The sequence below is a fragment of the Micromonospora orduensis genome (genome assembly GCF_006228125.1).
In the GTDB taxonomy this organism is placed as follows: Bacteria; Actinomycetota; Actinomycetes; order Mycobacteriales; family Micromonosporaceae; genus Micromonospora; species Micromonospora orduensis.
Window position 1 is genome coordinate 1 of record NZ_VDFY01000241.1, and the last position, 18,438, is coordinate 18,438.

General features: G+C 71.2%; 14 protein-coding genes. 9 read left to right on the plus strand and 5 right to left on the minus strand.

The genetic code is table 11. The annotated features are described in order from the left end of the window. Positions 1–205: 205 nt before the first annotated feature. From FHG89_RS27150 to FHG89_RS27165, 4 genes are read right to left on the minus strand one after another with little or no spacing between them, the layout of a single operon-like run. A complete protein-coding gene (locus FHG89_RS27150; protein WP_139587263.1) occupies positions 206–1,150 on the minus strand; it encodes a MerR family transcriptional regulator in 945 nt (314 codons plus the stop codon). Then, complete coding sequence (gene idi, locus FHG89_RS27155) at positions 1,140–1,757, minus strand: isopentenyl-diphosphate Delta-isomerase (protein ID WP_139587250.1); 618 nt, start codon at positions 1,755–1,757, stop codon at positions 1,140–1,142. The genes FHG89_RS27150 and idi overlap by 11 nt, the downstream gene beginning before the upstream one ends. After that, complete coding sequence (crtI, locus tag FHG89_RS27160) at positions 1,754–3,235, minus strand: phytoene desaturase family protein (RefSeq protein WP_139587251.1); 1,482 nt, start codon at positions 3,233–3,235, stop codon at positions 1,754–1,756. The genes idi and crtI overlap by 4 nt, the downstream gene beginning before the upstream one ends. Positions 3,236–3,263: 28 nt before the next feature. Then, positions 3,264–4,406 (minus strand): polyprenyl synthetase family protein, encoded by a 1,143-nt coding sequence (locus tag FHG89_RS27165; RefSeq protein ID WP_139587252.1) that lies wholly within the window; start codon positions 4,404–4,406, stop codon positions 3,264–3,266. Between the two features lie 65 nt (positions 4,407–4,471). Here FHG89_RS27165 and FHG89_RS27170 point away from each other — a divergent pair, with 65 nt between their 5' ends. Continuing rightward, positions 4,472–5,395, plus strand: coding sequence for a phytoene/squalene synthase family protein (locus FHG89_RS27170; protein ID WP_139587253.1), 924 nt, complete (start codon positions 4,472–4,474; stop codon positions 5,393–5,395). Continuing rightward, positions 5,392–6,717, plus strand: a complete 1,326-nt coding sequence (locus tag FHG89_RS27175; RefSeq protein ID WP_139587254.1) for a cryptochrome/photolyase family protein — start codon at positions 5,392–5,394, stop codon at positions 6,715–6,717. Before FHG89_RS27170 ends, FHG89_RS27175 begins: the two co-directional genes overlap by 4 nt. Positions 6,718–6,730: 13 nt before the next feature. On the opposite strand, the gene FHG89_RS27180 is transcribed toward FHG89_RS27175, so the two are convergent. Then, on the minus strand, positions 6,731–7,807 hold the full coding sequence (locus FHG89_RS27180; protein ID WP_139587255.1) for a serine hydrolase domain-containing protein: 1,077 nt from the start codon (positions 7,805–7,807) through the stop codon (positions 6,731–6,733). Positions 7,808–7,899: 92 nt separating this feature from the next. Here FHG89_RS27180 and FHG89_RS27185 point away from each other — a divergent pair, with 92 nt between their 5' ends. From FHG89_RS27185 to FHG89_RS27215, 7 genes are all read left to right on the plus strand, one after another. Beyond that, on the plus strand, positions 7,900–9,375 hold the full coding sequence (locus FHG89_RS27185; protein WP_139587256.1) for a dihydrolipoyl dehydrogenase family protein: 1,476 nt from the start codon (positions 7,900–7,902) through the stop codon (positions 9,373–9,375). A gap of 95 nt (positions 9,376–9,470) precedes the next feature. Next, on the plus strand, positions 9,471–10,475 hold the full coding sequence (locus tag FHG89_RS27190) for a LacI family DNA-binding transcriptional regulator (RefSeq protein ID WP_139587257.1): 1,005 nt from the start codon (positions 9,471–9,473) through the stop codon (positions 10,473–10,475). 286 nt (positions 10,476–10,761) lie between these two features. After that, on the plus strand, positions 10,762–12,141 hold the full coding sequence (locus FHG89_RS27195) for an ABC transporter substrate-binding protein (protein ID WP_139587258.1): 1,380 nt from the start codon (positions 10,762–10,764) through the stop codon (positions 12,139–12,141). An 87-nt stretch (positions 12,142–12,228) separates the two neighbouring features. Continuing rightward, complete coding sequence (locus FHG89_RS27200) at positions 12,229–13,185, plus strand: carbohydrate ABC transporter permease (protein ID WP_139587259.1); 957 nt, start codon at positions 12,229–12,231, stop codon at positions 13,183–13,185. An 11-nt stretch (positions 13,186–13,196) separates the two neighbouring features. After that, positions 13,197–14,084, plus strand: a complete 888-nt coding sequence (locus FHG89_RS27205) for a carbohydrate ABC transporter permease (RefSeq protein WP_139587260.1) — start codon at positions 13,197–13,199, stop codon at positions 14,082–14,084. A 98-nt stretch (positions 14,085–14,182) separates the two neighbouring features. Next, positions 14,183–15,835 carry a glycoside hydrolase family 13 protein gene (locus FHG89_RS27210; protein ID WP_139587261.1) on the plus strand — a complete coding sequence of 551 codons (1,653 nt, stop codon included), beginning with the start codon at positions 14,183–14,185 and terminating at the stop codon, positions 15,833–15,835. Positions 15,836–15,993: 158 nt separating this feature from the next. Beyond that, positions 15,994–18,438, plus strand: a 2,445-nt coding sequence (locus FHG89_RS27215) for a galactose-binding domain-containing protein (protein ID WP_139587262.1), incomplete at its 3' end; no start/stop codon positions are given.

Below are 18,438 nucleotides of genomic sequence, written 5' to 3' on the forward strand. Positions count from 1 at the left end.
GGTGGGCGGCGTGGTCGATTCCACCGGCAGCGGTGCGCCGACGGGTGCGATGGTGCCGTCCGGCTGGGCGCAGCCGGACAAGACCAGCGCCATGGCGAGGACGGACGCCAGGACAGCGCGGGCTTGCATCTGCTCGCTCCCGGAGGGGTTCGGGGTAGGCGGACTCCCCGACGCTAGTGGACGCCGCGCGAGCAGGACAGGGCGGTCAGCCCTCGGTCGACTGGTCCAGCGAGTCGCGGACCGCCACGGAGAGTGATACCGCCTCGACCAGGTCGACGGGCCGGACCACCCCGGCGGGCAGGGTGTCGGCCCGCCAGCCGGGACCGGCGGCGAGCACGAGCAGTGGGCGGCGGGGCGCGGCGAGCACCGCGCTGAGCTGGGCCGGGTCGGCGGTGGCCCGGGTGTGCGACCAGAGCACCACGGCGGCGGGGCCGGTCCGGGTGACCGCCTCGACGAGGGCGGCGACCGGCACCCGGGCGCCGAGCATGCGGTAGCTCACCCCGGCCTCGGCCAGCGCGGCGGCCAGCGCCTCAAGGGGAAGGGTGTGCTGCTCCTCGTCCGCGCAGGAGAGCAGGATGCGGGCCGGCCCGGTGGGCACCTTGGCCCGGCTGGCCGCCGCGAACGCCTCCGACACGCAGCGGGAGACCAGGTGTTCCACCTCGATCAGGCCGGCCGTGGCGGCGTGTCGTTCGCCGATGCCGGCGAGCACGGGACGCAGCAGGCCCTCCCAGGTGGCGACGACGCCGTTGGCGGCCACGGTGTGCGCGATCGTCTCACTGATCGCCGCCGCGTCCAGTCGCATGGCGGCGCGGGCCAGGCCGCGCGCGGCCGGGCCCGCGCGACCCACCGGGATGGTTCCGCCGCCGTCCCGGGAGGGCGGACGGAGCCGGGTGTGTACGATCACGTCGGTGGACACCGGATCGGGTGCCTGCCGGGCCCAGCGAGCCGCCTCGGCGGGGCTGACCCCCTCGGCGGTGAGCCGACGCATGATCTCCAGGCGGGCCAGGTCGGCCGGCGTGTACCGGCGGTGGTGTCCCGGGACGTGCTCGCTCGGCCCGAGCCCGTAGCGCTGGTGCCAGGTGCGCAGCGTGGTGACCGCGACCCCCAGCCGGCGCGCGACGGCGCCCGCGCTCAGCGCCTCATCGGCCACCCGACCGCTCCGCCGCGTCATCCGCCGACGATCCGGACGGGGTCACGGCCGGGCCGGACGCGCCGGACGTCGGCCCCGAGGGGCGCAGCAGGCGGCTCACCACCCCGCCCAGCCAGGGCGCGTACGACCGGGGGTCCCGGTCGAGTTCGGTCTCCAGGGCGGCGGGATCGGCCCAGCGCAGCTCGGCCACCTCGTCCGGGTCGGGTCGCAGCGGTGCCGCCGGCCGGAACTCGCCGCGCAGCACGTGGTCGTACTCGAACTCGACCCGACCGGTGGCCGGGTCCTCGGCGTAGTAGACGTAGACGCCGACCTCGGTCAGCTCGACCGGGCCCGCGCCCAGCTCCTCGCTCAGCCGCCGGTTGGCCGCCTCGGTGAGGGATTCGCCCGGGCGGGGGTGGCCGCAGCAGGAGTTCGCCCAGCGCAGCGGAAACCGCGTCTTGACGGCGGCCCGGCGCTGGAGCAGCACCTGGCCGTCCGGGTCGACGAGCATCACGGAGAACGCGCGGTGCAGCTGACCGGGTGGTTGGTGGGCGTTCGCGACGCTCGTCTCGCCGTGGGCCGTGCCGGTGTCGTCGACCAGCTCGACCAGGTGCTCCTCGCGGCTCATCGGCCCTCCCCGGTGATGCGGCCGGCCGCCAGCTTGCCGGAGATCAACACCATCGGCACACCGACCCCGGGCTGGGTGCCGGAGCCGACGAACACCACGTTCGACAGGTCGCGGTGCAGGTTCGACGGGCGGAACGGGCCGGTCTGGAAGAGGGTGTGCGCGGCGGCGAACGGGGTGCCCGCGGCCATCCCCTGCTCCGCCCACTCGGCGGGGGTGATCGCCCGCAACACCTCGACGCCGTCGCCGAAGCCGACGTAGCCGCGCTCCTCCAGGGTGCCGATCAGCTGGTCGCCGTAGCGCTGGGTCAGGTCGCCGCGCCACTCGAAGGGCGCCCGGTCGAGGTTGGGCACCGGGGCGAGCACGTAGTAGGTGTGCCGGTCCGGTGGCGCCACCGACGGGTCGGTGCGGCTGGGGTTGGTGACCAGCAGCGACGGGTCGGTCATCAACTCGCCCCGACGGATGACCTCATCGAAGGTGCCCTTCCACGCGCGCCCGAAATGGATGTTGTGGTGGGCGATCTTCGCATATCCCTGCCGGGAACCGATGTGCAGGACGACGCAGGACGGCGAGTAGGTGAGGCGACGGGCCGGTGCGGCGGGGAGCAGGTCCCGGTAGGCGACCGGCAGGTCCGGGTTGAGCACCACCACGTCCGCCGGCACCAGTTCGCCGTCGGCGGTGAGGACGCCGGTGGCGCGACCGTTGGCGGTCTCCACCCGGGTCACCGTGGTGTCGTACCGGATCTGCACGCCGTGCTTCTCGGCGGCGCCGGCCATCGCCCGGGAGACGGCGTGGATGCCGCCGCGCGGGAAGTAGACGCCGGCGACCGAGTCGAGGTACGCGATGACGGCGTAGATGGCCAGCGCGTCGTGCGGGGCCAGGCCGGCGTACATCGCCTGGAAGGAGAAGATCCGCTGGGTACGCGGGTCCCGGAAGAACTGGTTGATCTTCGTCTGGAGGCGACGGAACGCGCCGCCGGTGAGCAGCTTGAGGAGGTTGCCGGTGATCAGGTCGGTCGGCGCGTCCAGGTTGCGCTCGATGAAGTCGGTCCGCTCCAGGCGCCACAGCTCCCGGGCGTAGTCGACGAAGCGCAGGTAGCCGTCGGCCTCGCGCGGGCCGCAGACCCGGGAGATCTCGGCCGCCATCCGGGTGGTGTCGGTGAGCACGTCGAGGGTCGACCCGTCGGGGTAGTACGCCCGGTAGGCCGGGTCGAGGGGGGTCAGGTCGAGCCAGTCGCGCAGCTCCTCGCCGACCGCGCCGAGCGCCTCGGCGATCAGGTCGGGCATGGTGAGCACGGTGGGGCCGGTGTCGAACTCGTAGCCGTCCACCGCGAGCCGTCCGGCCCGCCCGCCAGGCACCGGCTCACGTTCCAGCACGGTCACCTGCCGTCCGCTGCCCGCCAGGTGCAGCGCGCAGGCGAGCCCGCCCAGCCCCGCGCCGACGACCACCACCCGGTCCGTCCGTCCTGTCACCGTGCGCACGTGACCCCCTCCTTGGGAAAATCGCTCATCAGGCCCGCCGATTGGTGGCGGCGGTGGCCAGGCCGGTCAGCGCGGTCCGCGCCGTCCGGTCCACCGGGGCGGCGTCGAGCGCGGCCAGCGCGTCCCCGACCCGCTCGGCGATCAACCGCTCGACGCGGGCCGCGGCGCCGGTCTCGGCGACCAGCTCGGCGAGCCGTTCGACAGGCCCCGCCTGGGCCTGCTCCAACGCCGTGAGCTGCGCCGGTGTGGCCATCTGCCGGGCCAGCATGAGCAGTGTCGTCGGTTTGCCGGTGCGCAGGTCGTCACCGGCCGGCTTGCCGGTGGCGGCCGGGTCGCCGTAGACGCCGAGCAGGTCGTCGCGGAGTTGGAACGCCTCGCCGACGGCCAGACCGTAGCGGGTGTACGCGTCGGCGAGCGCCGTGTCGGCGGGCAACCCGGCCAGGCAGGCGCCGAAGAGCAGCGGTCGTTGGACGGTGTAGCTGGCGGTCTTGTAGCGCGCCACCCGCAGGGCCCGCTCGACCGACCAGTTGGCCGGGTCGTTCTCGCCGAGCACGTCGAGATACTGCCCGGCGACGGTGTCGACGCGCATCTGGTCGTAGCAGCGGCGGACCTCGAACAGCTTGGCCGGCGCGATGGTGGCCTGCGCCAGCAGTCGGTCGGCCCAGACCATGCAGAGGTCGCCGATGAGCACGGCGACCGCCTCGCCGAACCGGCCGGGATCGCCCCGGTGGCCGGCGGCGATGTGCTGCTCGGCGAGCGCCACGTGAGCGGTGGGCCGGCCGCGTCGGGTGGTGGAGGCGTCCATCACGTCGTCGTGGACCAGCGCGAAGGTGTGCAGCAGTTCGAGAGCGGCAAGCGCGGGCAGCACCGGTGCCAGCGGCTCGCCGCCGCCGATCGCGCCGCGCCAGCCCCAGTAGGCGAAGGTGGGCCGGATCCGCTTGCCGCCGCCCAGGACGGCGTCGCGGGCGGCGGCCGCGAAACCGCCCATCCCTGCGTCGATCTCGCCGAGGGTGTCGACCTCGGCGGCGAGGAAGGTCGCGAGGGTGTCGTCCACCGCCGTGATCAGGTCATGGGTGTACGCGGCCAGTACGGCACGGACCGGATCGTCCCCGTCGCCCGGCCGTGTTGGCGCCATGCGGATCGCGTTGTCCGCAACTGCGTCGTTGGCCATGTGGCCGAGCGTACCCTAGGGTGATGAGTTGCGTCGATTGGTGCGTCGATATTTGAGGAGGGCCGGTGGACACGGATCTCACCACTGCCTATGGCCGGTGCCGTGAGCTGCACAAACGCCACGGCCGCACCTACTATCTCGCCACCCGGCTGCTCCCCGCGTGGAAACGACGACATGTGCACGCCCTCTACGGCTTCACGCGCTACGCGGACGAGATCGTCGACCAGACCGAGGACCTGCCGCCCGCCGAGCGGGCCGCTCTGCTCGACGACTGGGCCAGCCGTTTCGTGGCCGGCCTGCACGGCGCACCGGTCGACGATCCGCTGCTGCCGGCGGTGCTGCACACGATCGCCATCTTCGATCTCGACCGGGACGACTTTGCGTCGTTTCTGAAGAGCATGGCGATGGACCTGACCGTCACCGCGTACCCGACCTACGACCATCTGCTCGACTACATGGAGGGCTCGGCGGCGGTCATCGGCACCATGATGCTGCCCATCCTGGGCAGCTCCGACCCGGCGGCGGCCCGCGAGCCGGCCCGCCAGCTCGGCTTCGCCTTCCAGCTCACCAACTTCATCCGGGACGTCGCCGAGGATCTCGACCGGGGCCGCACCTACCTGCCCGACGAGGACCTGGCGAAGTTCGGTGTCACCCGGGACGACCTGCTCGAGGCCCGCGACCAGGGGCGTGGCACGTCGCGCATCCGCGAGCTGATCGAGTACGAGGTGACCCGCGCGCAGGCGCACTACGCCGCCGCCGCACCCGGCATCACCATGCTCGCGCCCGCCTCACAGGCCTGCATGCGCACCGCGTACGCGCTGTACGGCGGCATCCTCGACGAGGTGGCGGCGCAGGACTACGACGTCTTCACCCGGCGGGCCCTGGTGCCGCAGCGGCGTCGCATGGCGGTGGCCGCCCGCGCTCTGCTCACGTCGACAGGTACGCCGGTCTCCATCCCGGGGCCGACGATCCACCCGGCGGCCCGGTGACCGCAGGCACCGCGATCGTGCTCTTCACCCGCGACCTGCGGGTGCACGACCACCCGGCGCTGGCCACCACCTGCGCGGCCTTCGAGCGGGTGGTCCCGCTGTACGTGCTCGACCCGGCGCTGGCCGGCCTGTCGGCCAACCGCACCCGGTTCCTGCACCAGGCGCTCGCCGAGCTGCGTACCGAGCTGCGTGAGCGTGGCGGCGATCTGGTGGTGCGGCACGGTGACCCGGTGGCCGAGACGATCCGGCTGGCCGGCGAGGTCGGCGCCACCGCCGTCGCGCTCTCCGCCGACGTGAGCCACCACGCCCGGCGGCGGGAGCGGCTGCTGCGCGCCGAGTGCGAGCGGCACCGCCTGCACCTGCGGCTGTTTCCCGGCCTGACCGTGGTCGAGCCGGGCGCCCTGCGACCGGGCGGCGGCGGAGACCACTACCGGGTGTTCAGTCCGTACCACCGGGCCTGGGCGGCGTCGCGGTGGCGGGAGGAGCTGGCCGCGCCGCGCCGGATCACGCTGCCCGACGGGGTACGCGTGGGTCGCCTGCCGGCGCTGCCGCCCGGCGGGTCACCCGAGGCGGCCGTCGGTGGCGAGCGGGTCGCCCGTAAGCGGCTCACCGACTGGCTGCCCGACCTCGACCGGTACGGCGACCAGCATGACCACATGGCAGGTGACGACACCTCCCGGCTCAGCCCGTACCTGCGTTTCGGCTGCGTGTCGCCGTTGGCGGTGGCGAACCGCGCCGGTGACCGGTCCGGCCCGTTCGTCCGGCAGATCTGCTGGCGGGACTTCTACTACCAGGTCACCGCCTCCTTCCCGGAGATCTCGACCAGGGCGTACCGCTCGGGCGCCATCGAGCGGTGGCGCTACGACGACGACGCGTTGGCGGCGTGGACCGAGGGACGCACCGGCATGCCGATCGTGGACGCCGGGATGCGGCAGCTGCGGGCCCAGGGCTGGATGCACAACCGGGCCCGGCTGATCACGGCCGGCTACCTGACCAAGCACCTCGGGCAGGACTGGCGCTCCGGGGTGGCGGTCTTCTTCCAGTGGTTGCTGGACGGCGACGTGGCAAACAACTCCGGCAACTGGCAGTGGGTCGCCGGCACCGGCAACGACACCAAGCCGTACCGGGGGTTCAACCCGGTCCGGCAGGCCGAGCGGTACGACCCGGCCGGCGACTACGTACGTCGCTGGGTGCCGGAGCTGGCGGGGGTGCGGGGCAGGGCCGTGCACCAGCCGTGGCGGCTGCCCGACGAGTTGCGCCGCACCCTGGACTACCCGCCGCCGCTCGCGGTGCCCGGCACCGACCCGGTCTGGCTGCGGTGACCGGGTAGGTGTGTCACAGCACCGAGTGCAGGGCCTCGGCCAGCTCGTCGACCCGGTCGTGCTCGGCGAGCTGCGCCGTGACGTACGCGAGGGTGTAGCCGCGCCCCGGGTCGGCCCACGCGCTGCTGCCACCGAGCCCGCCCATGCCCCAGCTGCCATCGGGCTCCCACTGCATGCCCAGCGTCCACCGGACCCGGCGGTCCAGCAGCACGTCCGGTCCGTCGTACTGGACCCGGGTCGCCTCGGCCACCAATTCCGGGCTGAACAGCCGTACGCCGTCCAGGACGCCACCGGCCAGCAGGCCCGCGTAGAGCCGGCCCAGGCCGGTTGCGGTGGCGTGCAGGTTGACCGCCGGCATCTCGGCACCCCGCCAGAGCGGGCTGTTCAGCACGGCGAGGTCGAGCCCGCCGGCCGGATTGCCCATCGCCCGCGCCCGCAGCGAGCCGGGATCGCCGAGCTTGCGGATCGGCCACTGCGGGTCGCCGTAGCGCAGGTCCGCGCAGCGCCGCTGGTCCGCCTCGGCCAGCCCGAAGCCGAGGTCGAGTCGCCACGGGCCGGCGATCTCGTCGGCCAGGAACCGACCCACCGACCGCCCGTCCACCCGGCGGACCAGCTCGCCTACTAGGTGGCCGTACGTCCAGGCGTGCTCGGCGGCCAGCGACCCCGGCGTCCACTCGGGGTCGGCGGCCGCCAGGTCGCCGGCGAGCAGCGTCCAGTCGGCGATCGCGGCGGCCGGCCGGGGCACCGGAAAGGCTGGCAGCCCGGCGGTGTGCGACAACGCCTGACGGACGGTGGCCGGGGTACGGAACTCCGGCCAGTACCGGTCGACGGGCGAGTCGAGGTTTACCCGCCCCCGGTCGACGAGCAGCAGCAGGCAGAGCGCGACCACCGGCTTGCTCACCGAGTAGACGTTGACAAGCGTGTCCGGCCGCCACGGCTGGCCGGACGGCCCGTCGGCGGAACGGGAGCCACCGACCAGGTCGAGCACCGGCTGGCCGTCGTACCAGATGGTCAGGCTCGCACCGGTCTCCCGGCCGGAGGCGAGTAGGTCGTGGAAGCAGTCCCGGACGGGGTCGAAGCGCGCGTGCATCGGATCACCGTAGGCGGCCCAACCCCGTGAACGGGCCGACTTTTCCTCCGACCCCGGTGGTCGGAGCGGACTCGCTGGGGGATGCTGTCGAGGTGGCGGAGCCGGAGCTGGTGGATGTGGTCGTGGTCGGGCTCGGGGTCGGCGGCGAGGAGGTGGCCGGGCGGCTCGCCGAGGCCGGCCTGAACGTCGTCGGCGTCGAACGTGACCTGGTCGGTGGCGAGTGCCCCTACTGGGGCTGCATCCCGAGCAAGATGATGATCAGGGCGGCGAACGCGCTGGCCGAGGCACGTCGGGTCGACGGGCTGGCCGGGACGGCGCAGGTCCAGCCGGACTGGGCGCCGGTGGCGAAGCGGATCCGCGAGGAGGCCACCGACAGCTGGGACGACAAGGTCGCGGTCGAGCGGTTCACCGGCAAGGGCGGTCGCTTCGTCCGGGGCAGTGGCCGGCTCGACGGCCCAGGCCGGGTCCGGGTCGGTGACCAGGTGTTCCAGGCCCGGCACGGCATCGTGCTGGGCACCGGCACCCGGCCCTCGGTGCCGCCGATCGACGGGTTGGCCGACACCCCGTACTGGACCAACCACCAGGCCATCGAAGTCGAAGAGCTCCCGGCGTCGCTGCTGGTGCTCGGCGGCGGCGCGATCGGGCTGGAGCTGGCCCAGGTCTTCGCCCGCTTCGGGGTCCGCGTCACCGTGGTGGAGGCACTGGACCGGGTGCTGGCCGTCGAGGAGCCGGAGGCGTCCGAGGTGGCCGCCGCGGCGCTGCGCGCCGACGGCGTCGAGATCCACACCGCTGTACGCGCGGAGCGGGTCGCGCACGACGGCGACCGGTTCACGCTCCACGGCGTCGGCGGGGCGGAGTTCACCGCCGATCGGCTGCTCGTGGTCACCGGCCGCCGGGCGCACCTGGAGGAGTTGGGGCTGGACACGGTGGGCGTGGACGCGGCCCAGCGCTTTCTGTCGGTGGACGACCGGCTGCACGTCACCGACGGCATCTGGGCCGTCGGCGACCTGACCGGCGAGGGAGCGTTCACGCACATCGCCATGTACCAGGCGACCATCGTGGTGGCCGACGTGCTGGCGCACGCCCGCGAGGCGGACGCGGGGCCGGACGCCAGCGGCACCGCCAGCGTGGTCGGCGGCGCGATGGGCGCCTCCAGTTCGCTGGGCGCCAGCGGGTCGAGCGGGTCGGCCGGCAGCGTGCCGCGCGCCGACTACCGCGCGCTGCCCCGGGTGACCTTCACCGATCCCGAGGTCGGCGCGGTCGGCCTGACCGAGCGGCAGGCCCGCGAGCGCGGCATCAACGTGCAGGTCGGTTTTACCAAACTGGGCAGCTCGACCCGGGGCTGGATCCACCAGGTGGGTGACGAGGGCTTCATCAAGCTGATCGCGGATGCCGACCAGGGCGTGCTGATCGGCGCGACCTCGGTCGGCCCGGCCGGCGGCGAAGTGCTCTCCGCGCTTGTCGTGGCGGTGCACGCGGCCGTGCCGCTGAGCCAGCTTCGGCACATGATCTACGCCTACCCGACCTTCCACCGCGCCATTGAGGACGCGCTGCGCAGCCTGTCCTGACGTGCTGGACATCGACAAGCCGCGACAGGCGGGACAGCAAGATTTGGCCGTTTTGCTGTTCATTTCTTTCATGAGGTTGACGTACGATTGCGCCCGTGACCAAGCGGTTGACTGAAGTTGCCAAGAAGGCGGGCGTCAGCGAGGCCACCGTCAGCCGGGTCCTCAACGGCCGCGACGGCGTCTCCGAGGCGACCCGCACGGCCGTGCTGACCGCGCTCGACGTGCTCGGCTACGAGCGGCCGACCAAACTGCGCGGCGAACGCGCCCGGCTGGTCGGGCTGGTGCTGCCCGAGTTGCAGAATCCGATCTTCCCGGCGCTGGCCGAGGTCGTCACCGGGACTCTCGCGCAGCGCGGCTACACCCCGGCTCTCTGTGCCCGGACCATCGGCGGCGTCTCCGAGATGGACTACGTGGAGATGCTCCTCGACCACCAGGTCTCCGGGGTGATCTTCGCCGGTGGTTCGTACGCGCTCGCCGACGCGCGGCACGACCACTACCGGCGGCTGACCGACCGGGGCCTTCCGGTGGTGTTGGTCAACGCCGGTGTGGACGAGCTGGGTTTCCCCCGGGTCTCCACGGATGACGCGGTGGCCGTGGAGCAGGCGTACGGGCACCTGCGCTCGCTCGGGCACGAGCGGATCGGGATGGTGCTCGGCCCGGAGGGGCATGTGCCGTCCCGACGCAAACTCGACGCGATGGTCCAGGCCGCGGGCTGGGGCGAGGCCGACGCGGAGTGTGTCGAGCGCTCCAGCTTCTCGATGGAGGGGGCGCGGGTCGCCGCGACGAAGCTCGTCGAGCGGGGCGTCACCGGGATCATCTGCGCCAGCGACGTCCTGGCCCTGGGCACGATCCGCGCGGCCCGCCGGCTGGGTCGTACGGTGCCCACCGACGTGTCGGTGGTGGGCTTCGACGACTCCGCGTTCATGACCTGCACCGACCCGCCGCTGACCACTGTGCGCCAGCCGATCGAGACGATGGGACAGGCCGCCGTGGATCTGCTGGTCACCCAGATCGAGGGCGCCGGCGTGCTGCACGACGAGCTGCTGTTCGAGCCGGAGCTGGTGGTACGCGGCTCCACCGCTCCCGCGCCCGGCCGCTAGGCCCCTCAGCCGCACGACGCGCTTCGGGCCGTCGACCGCTTCCCGCGGTCGGCGGCCCTTTTTGTCGTCCAAAGCGGACCAAACCCGGCGCAAACGCAGTACCTGTCGACATCTGTCGCAAGGAAGTCGCGTCCTTTCAGAACTAGGTCGACACCTTGCTGAAATGAGTCGGCCTCGTTACAGTGACTCCACTCACACCTGGCTCCGGCGCAGCTACAGGGCGTCAGGTCGCATCACCGCAGATCAGCGAAACCTTGGAGACACCCGTTCCCGAAGGGATGGACAGATGTCCGTACCGCAATACCGAAAGGCTGCGGCGCTGGCGCTCGTGGCCGGCCTGGGGTTCAGCCTCACGGCGTGCTCCACGAAGAGCGGCGACAAGGACACGACCGCCGGCGGCAAGGTCACGATCACTGTCGACTGCCAGCCGGTCGGCGCCCAGAAAGAGCTGTTGAAGAACTGGAACGACGACGTCGCCGAGTTCCAGCGGCTGAACCCGGACATCGTCGTCAAGAGCGTGAGCGTCGGCGAGCAGTGCAACAACCCGCCGGACTTCACCGCCCGCCTCGCCGGCGGCACCGTGACGGACGTCTTCTACGGGTACATGACCGACGTCCAGCAGGTGCTCGACTCCGGCCAGGCGATGGACATCACCCAGTACGCCAACAAGGACAACATCCCCACCTGGGACAGCGTCGACCCCGCGCTCAAGGAGGTCTTCACCGACGGCGGCAAGCTCTACGCCGTCCCGGTGAAGAACTACTCGATGGGACTGGTCTACAACAAGGTCCTGTTCCAGCAGGCCGGGCTCGACGTGAACAACCCGCCGAAGACCTGGGCCGACGTCCGGGCCGCCGCCAAGAAGATCTCCGCGCTCGGCAACGGCATCGCCGGGTACTCGGAGTACAGCGCCGGCAACACCGGCGGCTGGCACTTCACCTCGCTGCTCTACTCACAGGGCGGCCGGGTGCTGACCGAGGACGGCAAGAAGGCCGACTTCAACAACGCGATGGGCAAGCAGGTCCTGCAGAACATCAAGGACATGCGGTACGGCGACAACAGCATGGGCTCCCGTCAGCTGCTCCAGTGGGGTGACCTGCTGACCAACGCCGGCGCGGGCAAGGTCGGCATGTTCATCGGCGCACCGGACGCCACCCAGGCGATCGTCAGCCAGTTCCAGGGCAAGTTCCAGGACTGGGCGATGAGCCCGCTGCCCGGCCAGGACGGCCCGGCCAAGGGGACGCTCGGTGGCGGCGAGGGCTACTTCTTCAAGAAGGACCTCACCCCCGAGCAGGTCAAGGCCGGCATGAAGTGGATCGCGTACCAGAAGCTGACCCCGGGCAAGGGCCAGTTCGACTACGTCCGGGCCAAGCCGCAGAACTACCCGGTGGGCCTGCCCCAGCCGCTGCTCTTCGCCAACGGCAGCGAGGCGCAGAAGCAGGAGCTGGAGCTGCGCAAGGCGAACGCGAACGTCGACACCGCCAACTTCGCGCTCTTCGAGGCGACCCCGGTGCCGATCAAGGGTGAGCCGCGCAACGCGCAGGCGATCTACGCGGTGCTCGACGCCGCGATGTCCGGGGTGCTGACGAACCCGAACGCGAACATCGACGCGCTGCTCAAGACCGCCGAGGAGAAGGTCAACCAGCTCCTCGCCGCCGAGAGCTGACCGAGCGTGTGGGGGCCGGGATGCCGACCCGGCCCCCACATCGTCCACACCGCACCGACGACGTCACCGACTCACCCAGGAGTTGCCTTGGCGATCACCACCGTCCCGCAGATCCCTCGGAAAGCGGGCCGTCCGCCGTCGCCGTACTCGGCGGGGCCGCAGCGCACGAGCCTCGGCCGCAAGGTACGGGACAACCTCACCGGTCACGCGTTCCTGATCGGCGCGGTGCTCTGCTTCGTCGTCTTCTCCTGGTACCCGATGGTGCGCGGCATCGTGATGAGCTTCCAGCGCACCAGGCGCGGCGAGACCACCTGGGTGGGCTGGGACAACTACACCCGCCTCATCGCCGACCCCAGCTTCTGGCCCGCGTGGAAGAACACCTTCTACTTCACGGTGCTGGCGCTCGTCCTCGGGTACGCGGTGCCGTTCTTCGTGGCGATCCTGCTCAACGAGTTCCGCCACGCGAAGGGGTACCTGCGGATCCTGGTCTACCTGCCGGTGATGCTGCCGCCCGCCTCGGCGCTGTTCCTCTTCAAGTTCTACGCGTACGACCCCAGTGAGGCGGGGCTCTTCAACGCGATCCTCAAGGCGCTGCACCTGCCCACGTCGCAGTGGATGCAGTCGCCCGGGATGACGATGCCGGCGATGGTGATCGCGTCCACCTGGATGAACATGGGTGGTGCCGTACTGATCTACCTGGCGTCCCTGCAGAACATCCCCGGCGAGTTGTACGAGGCGGCCGAACTCGACGGCGCCGGCGTCTGGCGGAGGATCCGCCACGTGACGATCCCGCAGACCCGGTTGATCCTCGCGCTGCTGGCGATGTTGCAGATCGTCGCCACGATGCAGCTCTTCATCGAGCCACTGATCCTCGCCAACGGCGCGGGCGCGGAGGACTCCGCGACGTCTGTGGCATACCTCATCTACCAGCACGGGTTCTTCCAGAACGATCTCAACGGCGCCGCGGCGCTCGGCGTGATCATGCTCGTGGTGCTGGCCGGCTTCTCCGCCGTGTACGTGCGGCTGACTGCGAAACAGGACTAGGACGGCGCGGAATGGCACAGGATTCCGGAACCCGGACGCTCATCTCCCACGCCCAGCTCCGCCGGGGGCGCGGCAGGATCATCTACTGGACGCTGCTCACCGTCGTCGTCGTGGGCTTCACGCTTGTCTTCCTCGGGCCGCTCTACTGGATGGTCACCGGCGCGCTCAAGTCCGGCCAGGAGATCGCACAGACCCCGCCGTCGCTGTTCCCGAAGGATCCGCAGCCGCAGAACTACATCGACGCCTGGAACAACCTGGACCTCGCCAAGCTGCTGTTCAACACGTTCTACTACGCGGTCGGCGCGGTGGTGTTCCAACTCGTCTTCGACACGGCGGCCGCGTACTCGCTGTCCAAGCTGCGGCCGGTGTTCGGCAACGTGATCCTCGGCCTGATGCTCGCCACGTTGATGATCCCGGCGATGGTCCTCATCGTCCCGCAGTACGTGACAGTGATCGACCTGCCGATCCTGCACATCAATCTGCTCGACTCACCGTTCGCGATCTGGCTGCCGCTCGTCGCGAACGCGTTCAACATCTTTCTGTTGAAGCGGTTCTTCGACTCGATTCCGGAGGAGTTGATGGCGGCGGCACTGATGGACGGGGCGACGCCGCTGCGCACACTCTGGTCGATCATCCTGCCGATCTCGCGTCCCATCCTCGGGGTGGTCTCCATCTTCGCGGTCACCGCGGTCTGGAAGGACTTCCTCTGGCCGAAGCTGGTCATGCCGTCGCCGGAGACCCGGACGGTGAGCGTCGGCATCTACGCCTTCGCCGGCGGTACGCCCATGAACGTGGTGATCGCCGCGTCGGTCATCGCCGCGATTCCGACAGTTGTCGTCTTCCTGGTCTTCCAGCGGAACATCATGTCCGGCCTGACCACGGGCAGCCTCAAGGGGTAGCCCGCAGCGCGCCTCCCGCGGTGAACAACGACAGTTCGCCCGACACATATCCAGGTCCGGCGAAACCGCCGACGTACTGATCCAGAAAGCAGGTGCTCGTGTCCACAGCAGACAGTGGTCCGTGGTGGCGTGGAGCGGTTATCTACCAGGTGTATCCGCGTAGCTTCGCCGACGGAAACGGCGACGGCATCGGCGACATCGCCGGAATCCGGTCCCGGCTGGATCACCTGGCCGCGCTTGGCGTCGACGCCATCTGGTTCAGCCCGTGGTATCCGTCGCCGATGGCCGACGCCGGCTACGACGTGTCCGACTACCGCGACATCGACCCGGTCTTCGGCACCCTGGGCGAGGCGGAGGCCCTGATCGCGGAGGCCCACGCGCTCGGCATCCGGACCATCGTCGACGTCGTACCCAACCACTGCTCCGACGCGCACCCGTGGTTCCAGGCGGCGCTCGCCGGCGGCCCGGGTGCGCCCGAGCGGGACCTTTTCTGGTTCCGGCCCGGTCGAGGCCCGAACGGTGACCAGCGGCCCACCGACTGGATCGGTGAGTTCGGCGGGCCGACCTGGACCCGCACCACCAACCCGGACGGCACCCCCGGCGACTGGTACCTGCACCTGTTCGCTCCACAGCAGCCGGACCTCAACTGGGACCACCCCCGGGTACGCGCCGAGTTCGAGGACATCCTGCGGTTCTGGTTCGACCGGGGCGTCGACGGCATCCGGATCGACTCGGCCGGTCTGCTCGTCAAGGACGGGACGCTGCCCGAGGTCCTGCCGGACCAACCGCACCCGTTCCACGACCTCGACGGGGTGCACGACATCTACCGGGGCTGGCGGCGGGTCGCCGACGAGTACACCGACCGGGCGCTGATCGGTGAGGTGTGGCTGCCGGACCGGCAGCGGTTCGCCAACTACCTGCGCCCGGACGAGCTGCACGCGGCGTTCAACTTCGACTTCCTCGGCTGCGCCTGGGACGCGTCTGCGCTGCGCGAGAGCATCGACGGAACGCTCAGCGCGCACGCGCCGGTCGGCGCGCCGGCCACCTGGGTGCTCTCCAACCACGACGTCACCCGGCACGTCACCCGTTACGGCCGGGCCGACACGACGTTCAGCTTCGCCGCGAAGCGCGAAGGGATCCCCACCGACCTGGAACTGGGCACCCGCCGGGCCCGCGCCGCCGCGTTGCTGTCGCTGTCGTTGCCCGGCGCCGCCTACGTCTACCAGGGCGAGGAGCTGGGCCTCTACGAGGTCGAGGACATCCCGTACGCGATGCGCCAGGACCCGATGTGGGAACGCTCCGGCCGCGTCGATCCCGGCCGCGACGGCTGCCGCGTGCCCCTGCCGTGGACCGGCGACGAGCCGCCGTTCGGGTTCAGCCCCGACGGTTCGGCCGCGCCATGGCTGCCCCAACCGGCCGACTGGAAGGACCGCACGGCTCGGGCGCAGACCGGCGACGCGGCCTCGATGCTGGAGCTGTACCGGGCGGCCATCGCGATCCGCCGGGCCGAAGCGGCCCTCGGCGACGGCGAGCTGAGCTGGCTGCCCGCCCCGGACGGGGTGCTCGCGTTCAGTCGGGGCGAGGGCTTCCGCTGCCTGGTCAACCTCTCCGACACGCCGGTGCCGATGCCCGCCGCCGCGCGGTTGCTGCTGGCCAGCGGGCCGCTCGACGACGGGCTGCTGCCGTCGGACACGGCCGTCTGGCTGCGTACCGCCGATCTGCCCGGGGCGGACGGCACCACCCGGACCTGACCCACCGCCGTGGTGCCGGCGGTCCCGTCCCGACCGCCGGCACCACCCACCCACGACCCCCGCGCCCGCGGGAGGAAGGAGGACCGAGGGGGAACGCGCCACGCGCCGCACCGACACGGGGGGATCTGGCCTGCCTGACGAAAGGGAGAGCGCAGCTCATGGCCAACCACACCACCGGCACCCCGCACCACCTTCCACACCCGACCCGGGCAGGGTTGGCCGCCATCGCCGCCACCCTGCTCGCCGCGACATCGGTGACCGTCCTCGCGGTCACCGGCACCGCCACCCCGGCCTCGGCGGCCGGGCTGTCCCCCTTCGACATCCCCGGCCGCGGCGCGACCGTCCCGTTCGTCGAGCAGGAGGCGGAGAAGGCCGCCCACAACGGCACGAAGATCGGCCCGGACCGCCGCTACGGCACGCTGCCGTCGGAGGCGTCCGGTCGGGAGGCGGTCACCCTCGACGCCGTCGGCGAGTACGTCGAGTTCACCCTCACCGCCCCGGCGAACGCGGTCACCTTCCGGCACAGCATCCCGGACAGCCCGTCCGGCACCGGCCGTGACGCCGCCATCGACCTGCGCGCCAACGGGACCGTGCTCAGGTCGGTCCCGGTGACGTCGAAGTACGGCTGGTACTACGGCGGATACCCGTTCAACAACAACCCCGGAGACACCAACCCGCACCACTTCTACGACGAGACGCGGGCATTGTTCGGCGGCACCTACCCGGCCGGCACCAAGATCCGCCTCCAGGTCTCGTCGACTGCCCAGTCGCCGACCTTCACCATCGACCTGGCCGACTTCGAGCTGGTCACACCGATCGCCAAGCCCGCCGGCGTGCTCGACGTGGTCACCGACTTCGGCGCCGACCCGAGCGGCGCGACCGACTCGACAGCGAAGTTCCAGGCGGCGGTCGACGCCGGGAAGGCCCAGGGCAGAGCCGTCTGGATCCCGGCCGGCACCTTCACCCTCTGGGACCACGTGGTGGTCGACGGGGTGACCCTGCGCGGCGCGGGCCCGTGGTATTCGGTGCTCGGTGGCCGGCACCCCACCGACCGCAAGCGCGCGGCCGGTGTCTACGGCAAGTACGTCCCCGGAGGCGGGTACACAGGCGCAATCCGGTCGCACGAGGCCGGCGGGCCGAGCCGCAACGTCACGCTGCGGGACTTCGCCATCATCGGTGACATCCGGGAACGGATGGACGACGACCAGGTCAACGCCCTCGGTGGGGCGATGTCCAACTCGGTGGTGGACAACCTCTGGTTGGAGAACACCAAGGTCGGGGCGTGGATGGACGGCCCGATGGACAATTTCACCATCCGCAACAGCCGGATCCTGGACCAGACCGCGGACGGGGTGAACTTCCACACCGGCGTGACCAACTCGACGGTGACGAACACGTTCGTCCGCAACAGCGGCGACGACGCGTTGGCGATGTGGGCGCAGAACGTGCCGAACGTCAACAACTCCTTCACCCACAACACCGTCGGCGTGACGCTGCTGGCCAACCACCTGGTCAGCTACGGCGGTCGGGACATCAAGATCACCGACAACGTGACGGCCGACTCGCTGACCAACGGCGGCGGCATCCACGTCGCCAACCGCTATCCCGGCGTGCAGGGCGCCACCGGGGTCCAGGGCACCTGGACGATCGCCCGGAACACCCTGATCCGCAACGGCAACTCGGACTACAACTGGAACTTCGGCGTCGGCGCGATCTGGTTCTCCGCCCTCAACGAGGCGTTCCAGAACCCCACCATCAACATCACCGACACCGACATCCTGGACAGCTCGTACGCGGCGCTGCACTGGATCGAGGGTCAGACCAGCGGGATCAACCTCAGCAACGTACGGATCGACGGCGCCGGCACGTACGCGCTCCAGGTGCAGGCGCCCAGCCAGGTGTCGTTCACCAACGTACGGGCCAGCAACATCGCGCAGAGCAACCCGATCCACAACTGCGTGGGCGGTGGCTTCCAGATCACCCAGGGCGCCGGCAACTCCGGCTGGTACACCCCGACGCCGTACTGCGGCCCGTGGCCGGCCCCGCAGTGGGGCGGCGGTCCGACCAGTCCGCCGCCGACCACCCCGCCTCCCACCAGCGGGAACCTGGCGCTGGGTCGGCCGGTGACCGCGACGAGCACCAACCAGAGCTACACGGGTGCCAACGTGGTGGACGGCAATGCGGCCAGCTACTGGGAGAGCGCCAACAACGCCTTCCCCCAGTCGGTCACCGTCGACCTGGGTTCGGCCCGGTCGGTCGACCGGGTGGTGCTCAAGCTGCCCGCCGGATGGGAGCAACGCACCGAGACGCTGTCGGTGCTCGGCTCCACCGACGGATCGTCGTACGCCACCCTTGCGTCGTCCGCCGGACGGGTCTTCGACCCGGGCGTGGGCAACACCGTCTCGATCGGGCTGCCCGCCGGTGACCGCCGCTACGTCCGGGTCACCGTCACCGGCAACACCGGCTGGCCGGCCGCGCAGCTCTCCGAGGTCGAGGTGTACGGAGGCACGTCCACCACCCCACCCCCGACGACTCCGCCTCCCACCACACCACCGCCGACAACCCCGCCGCCCAGCGGCAACCTGGCGGCCGGCCAGCCGGTG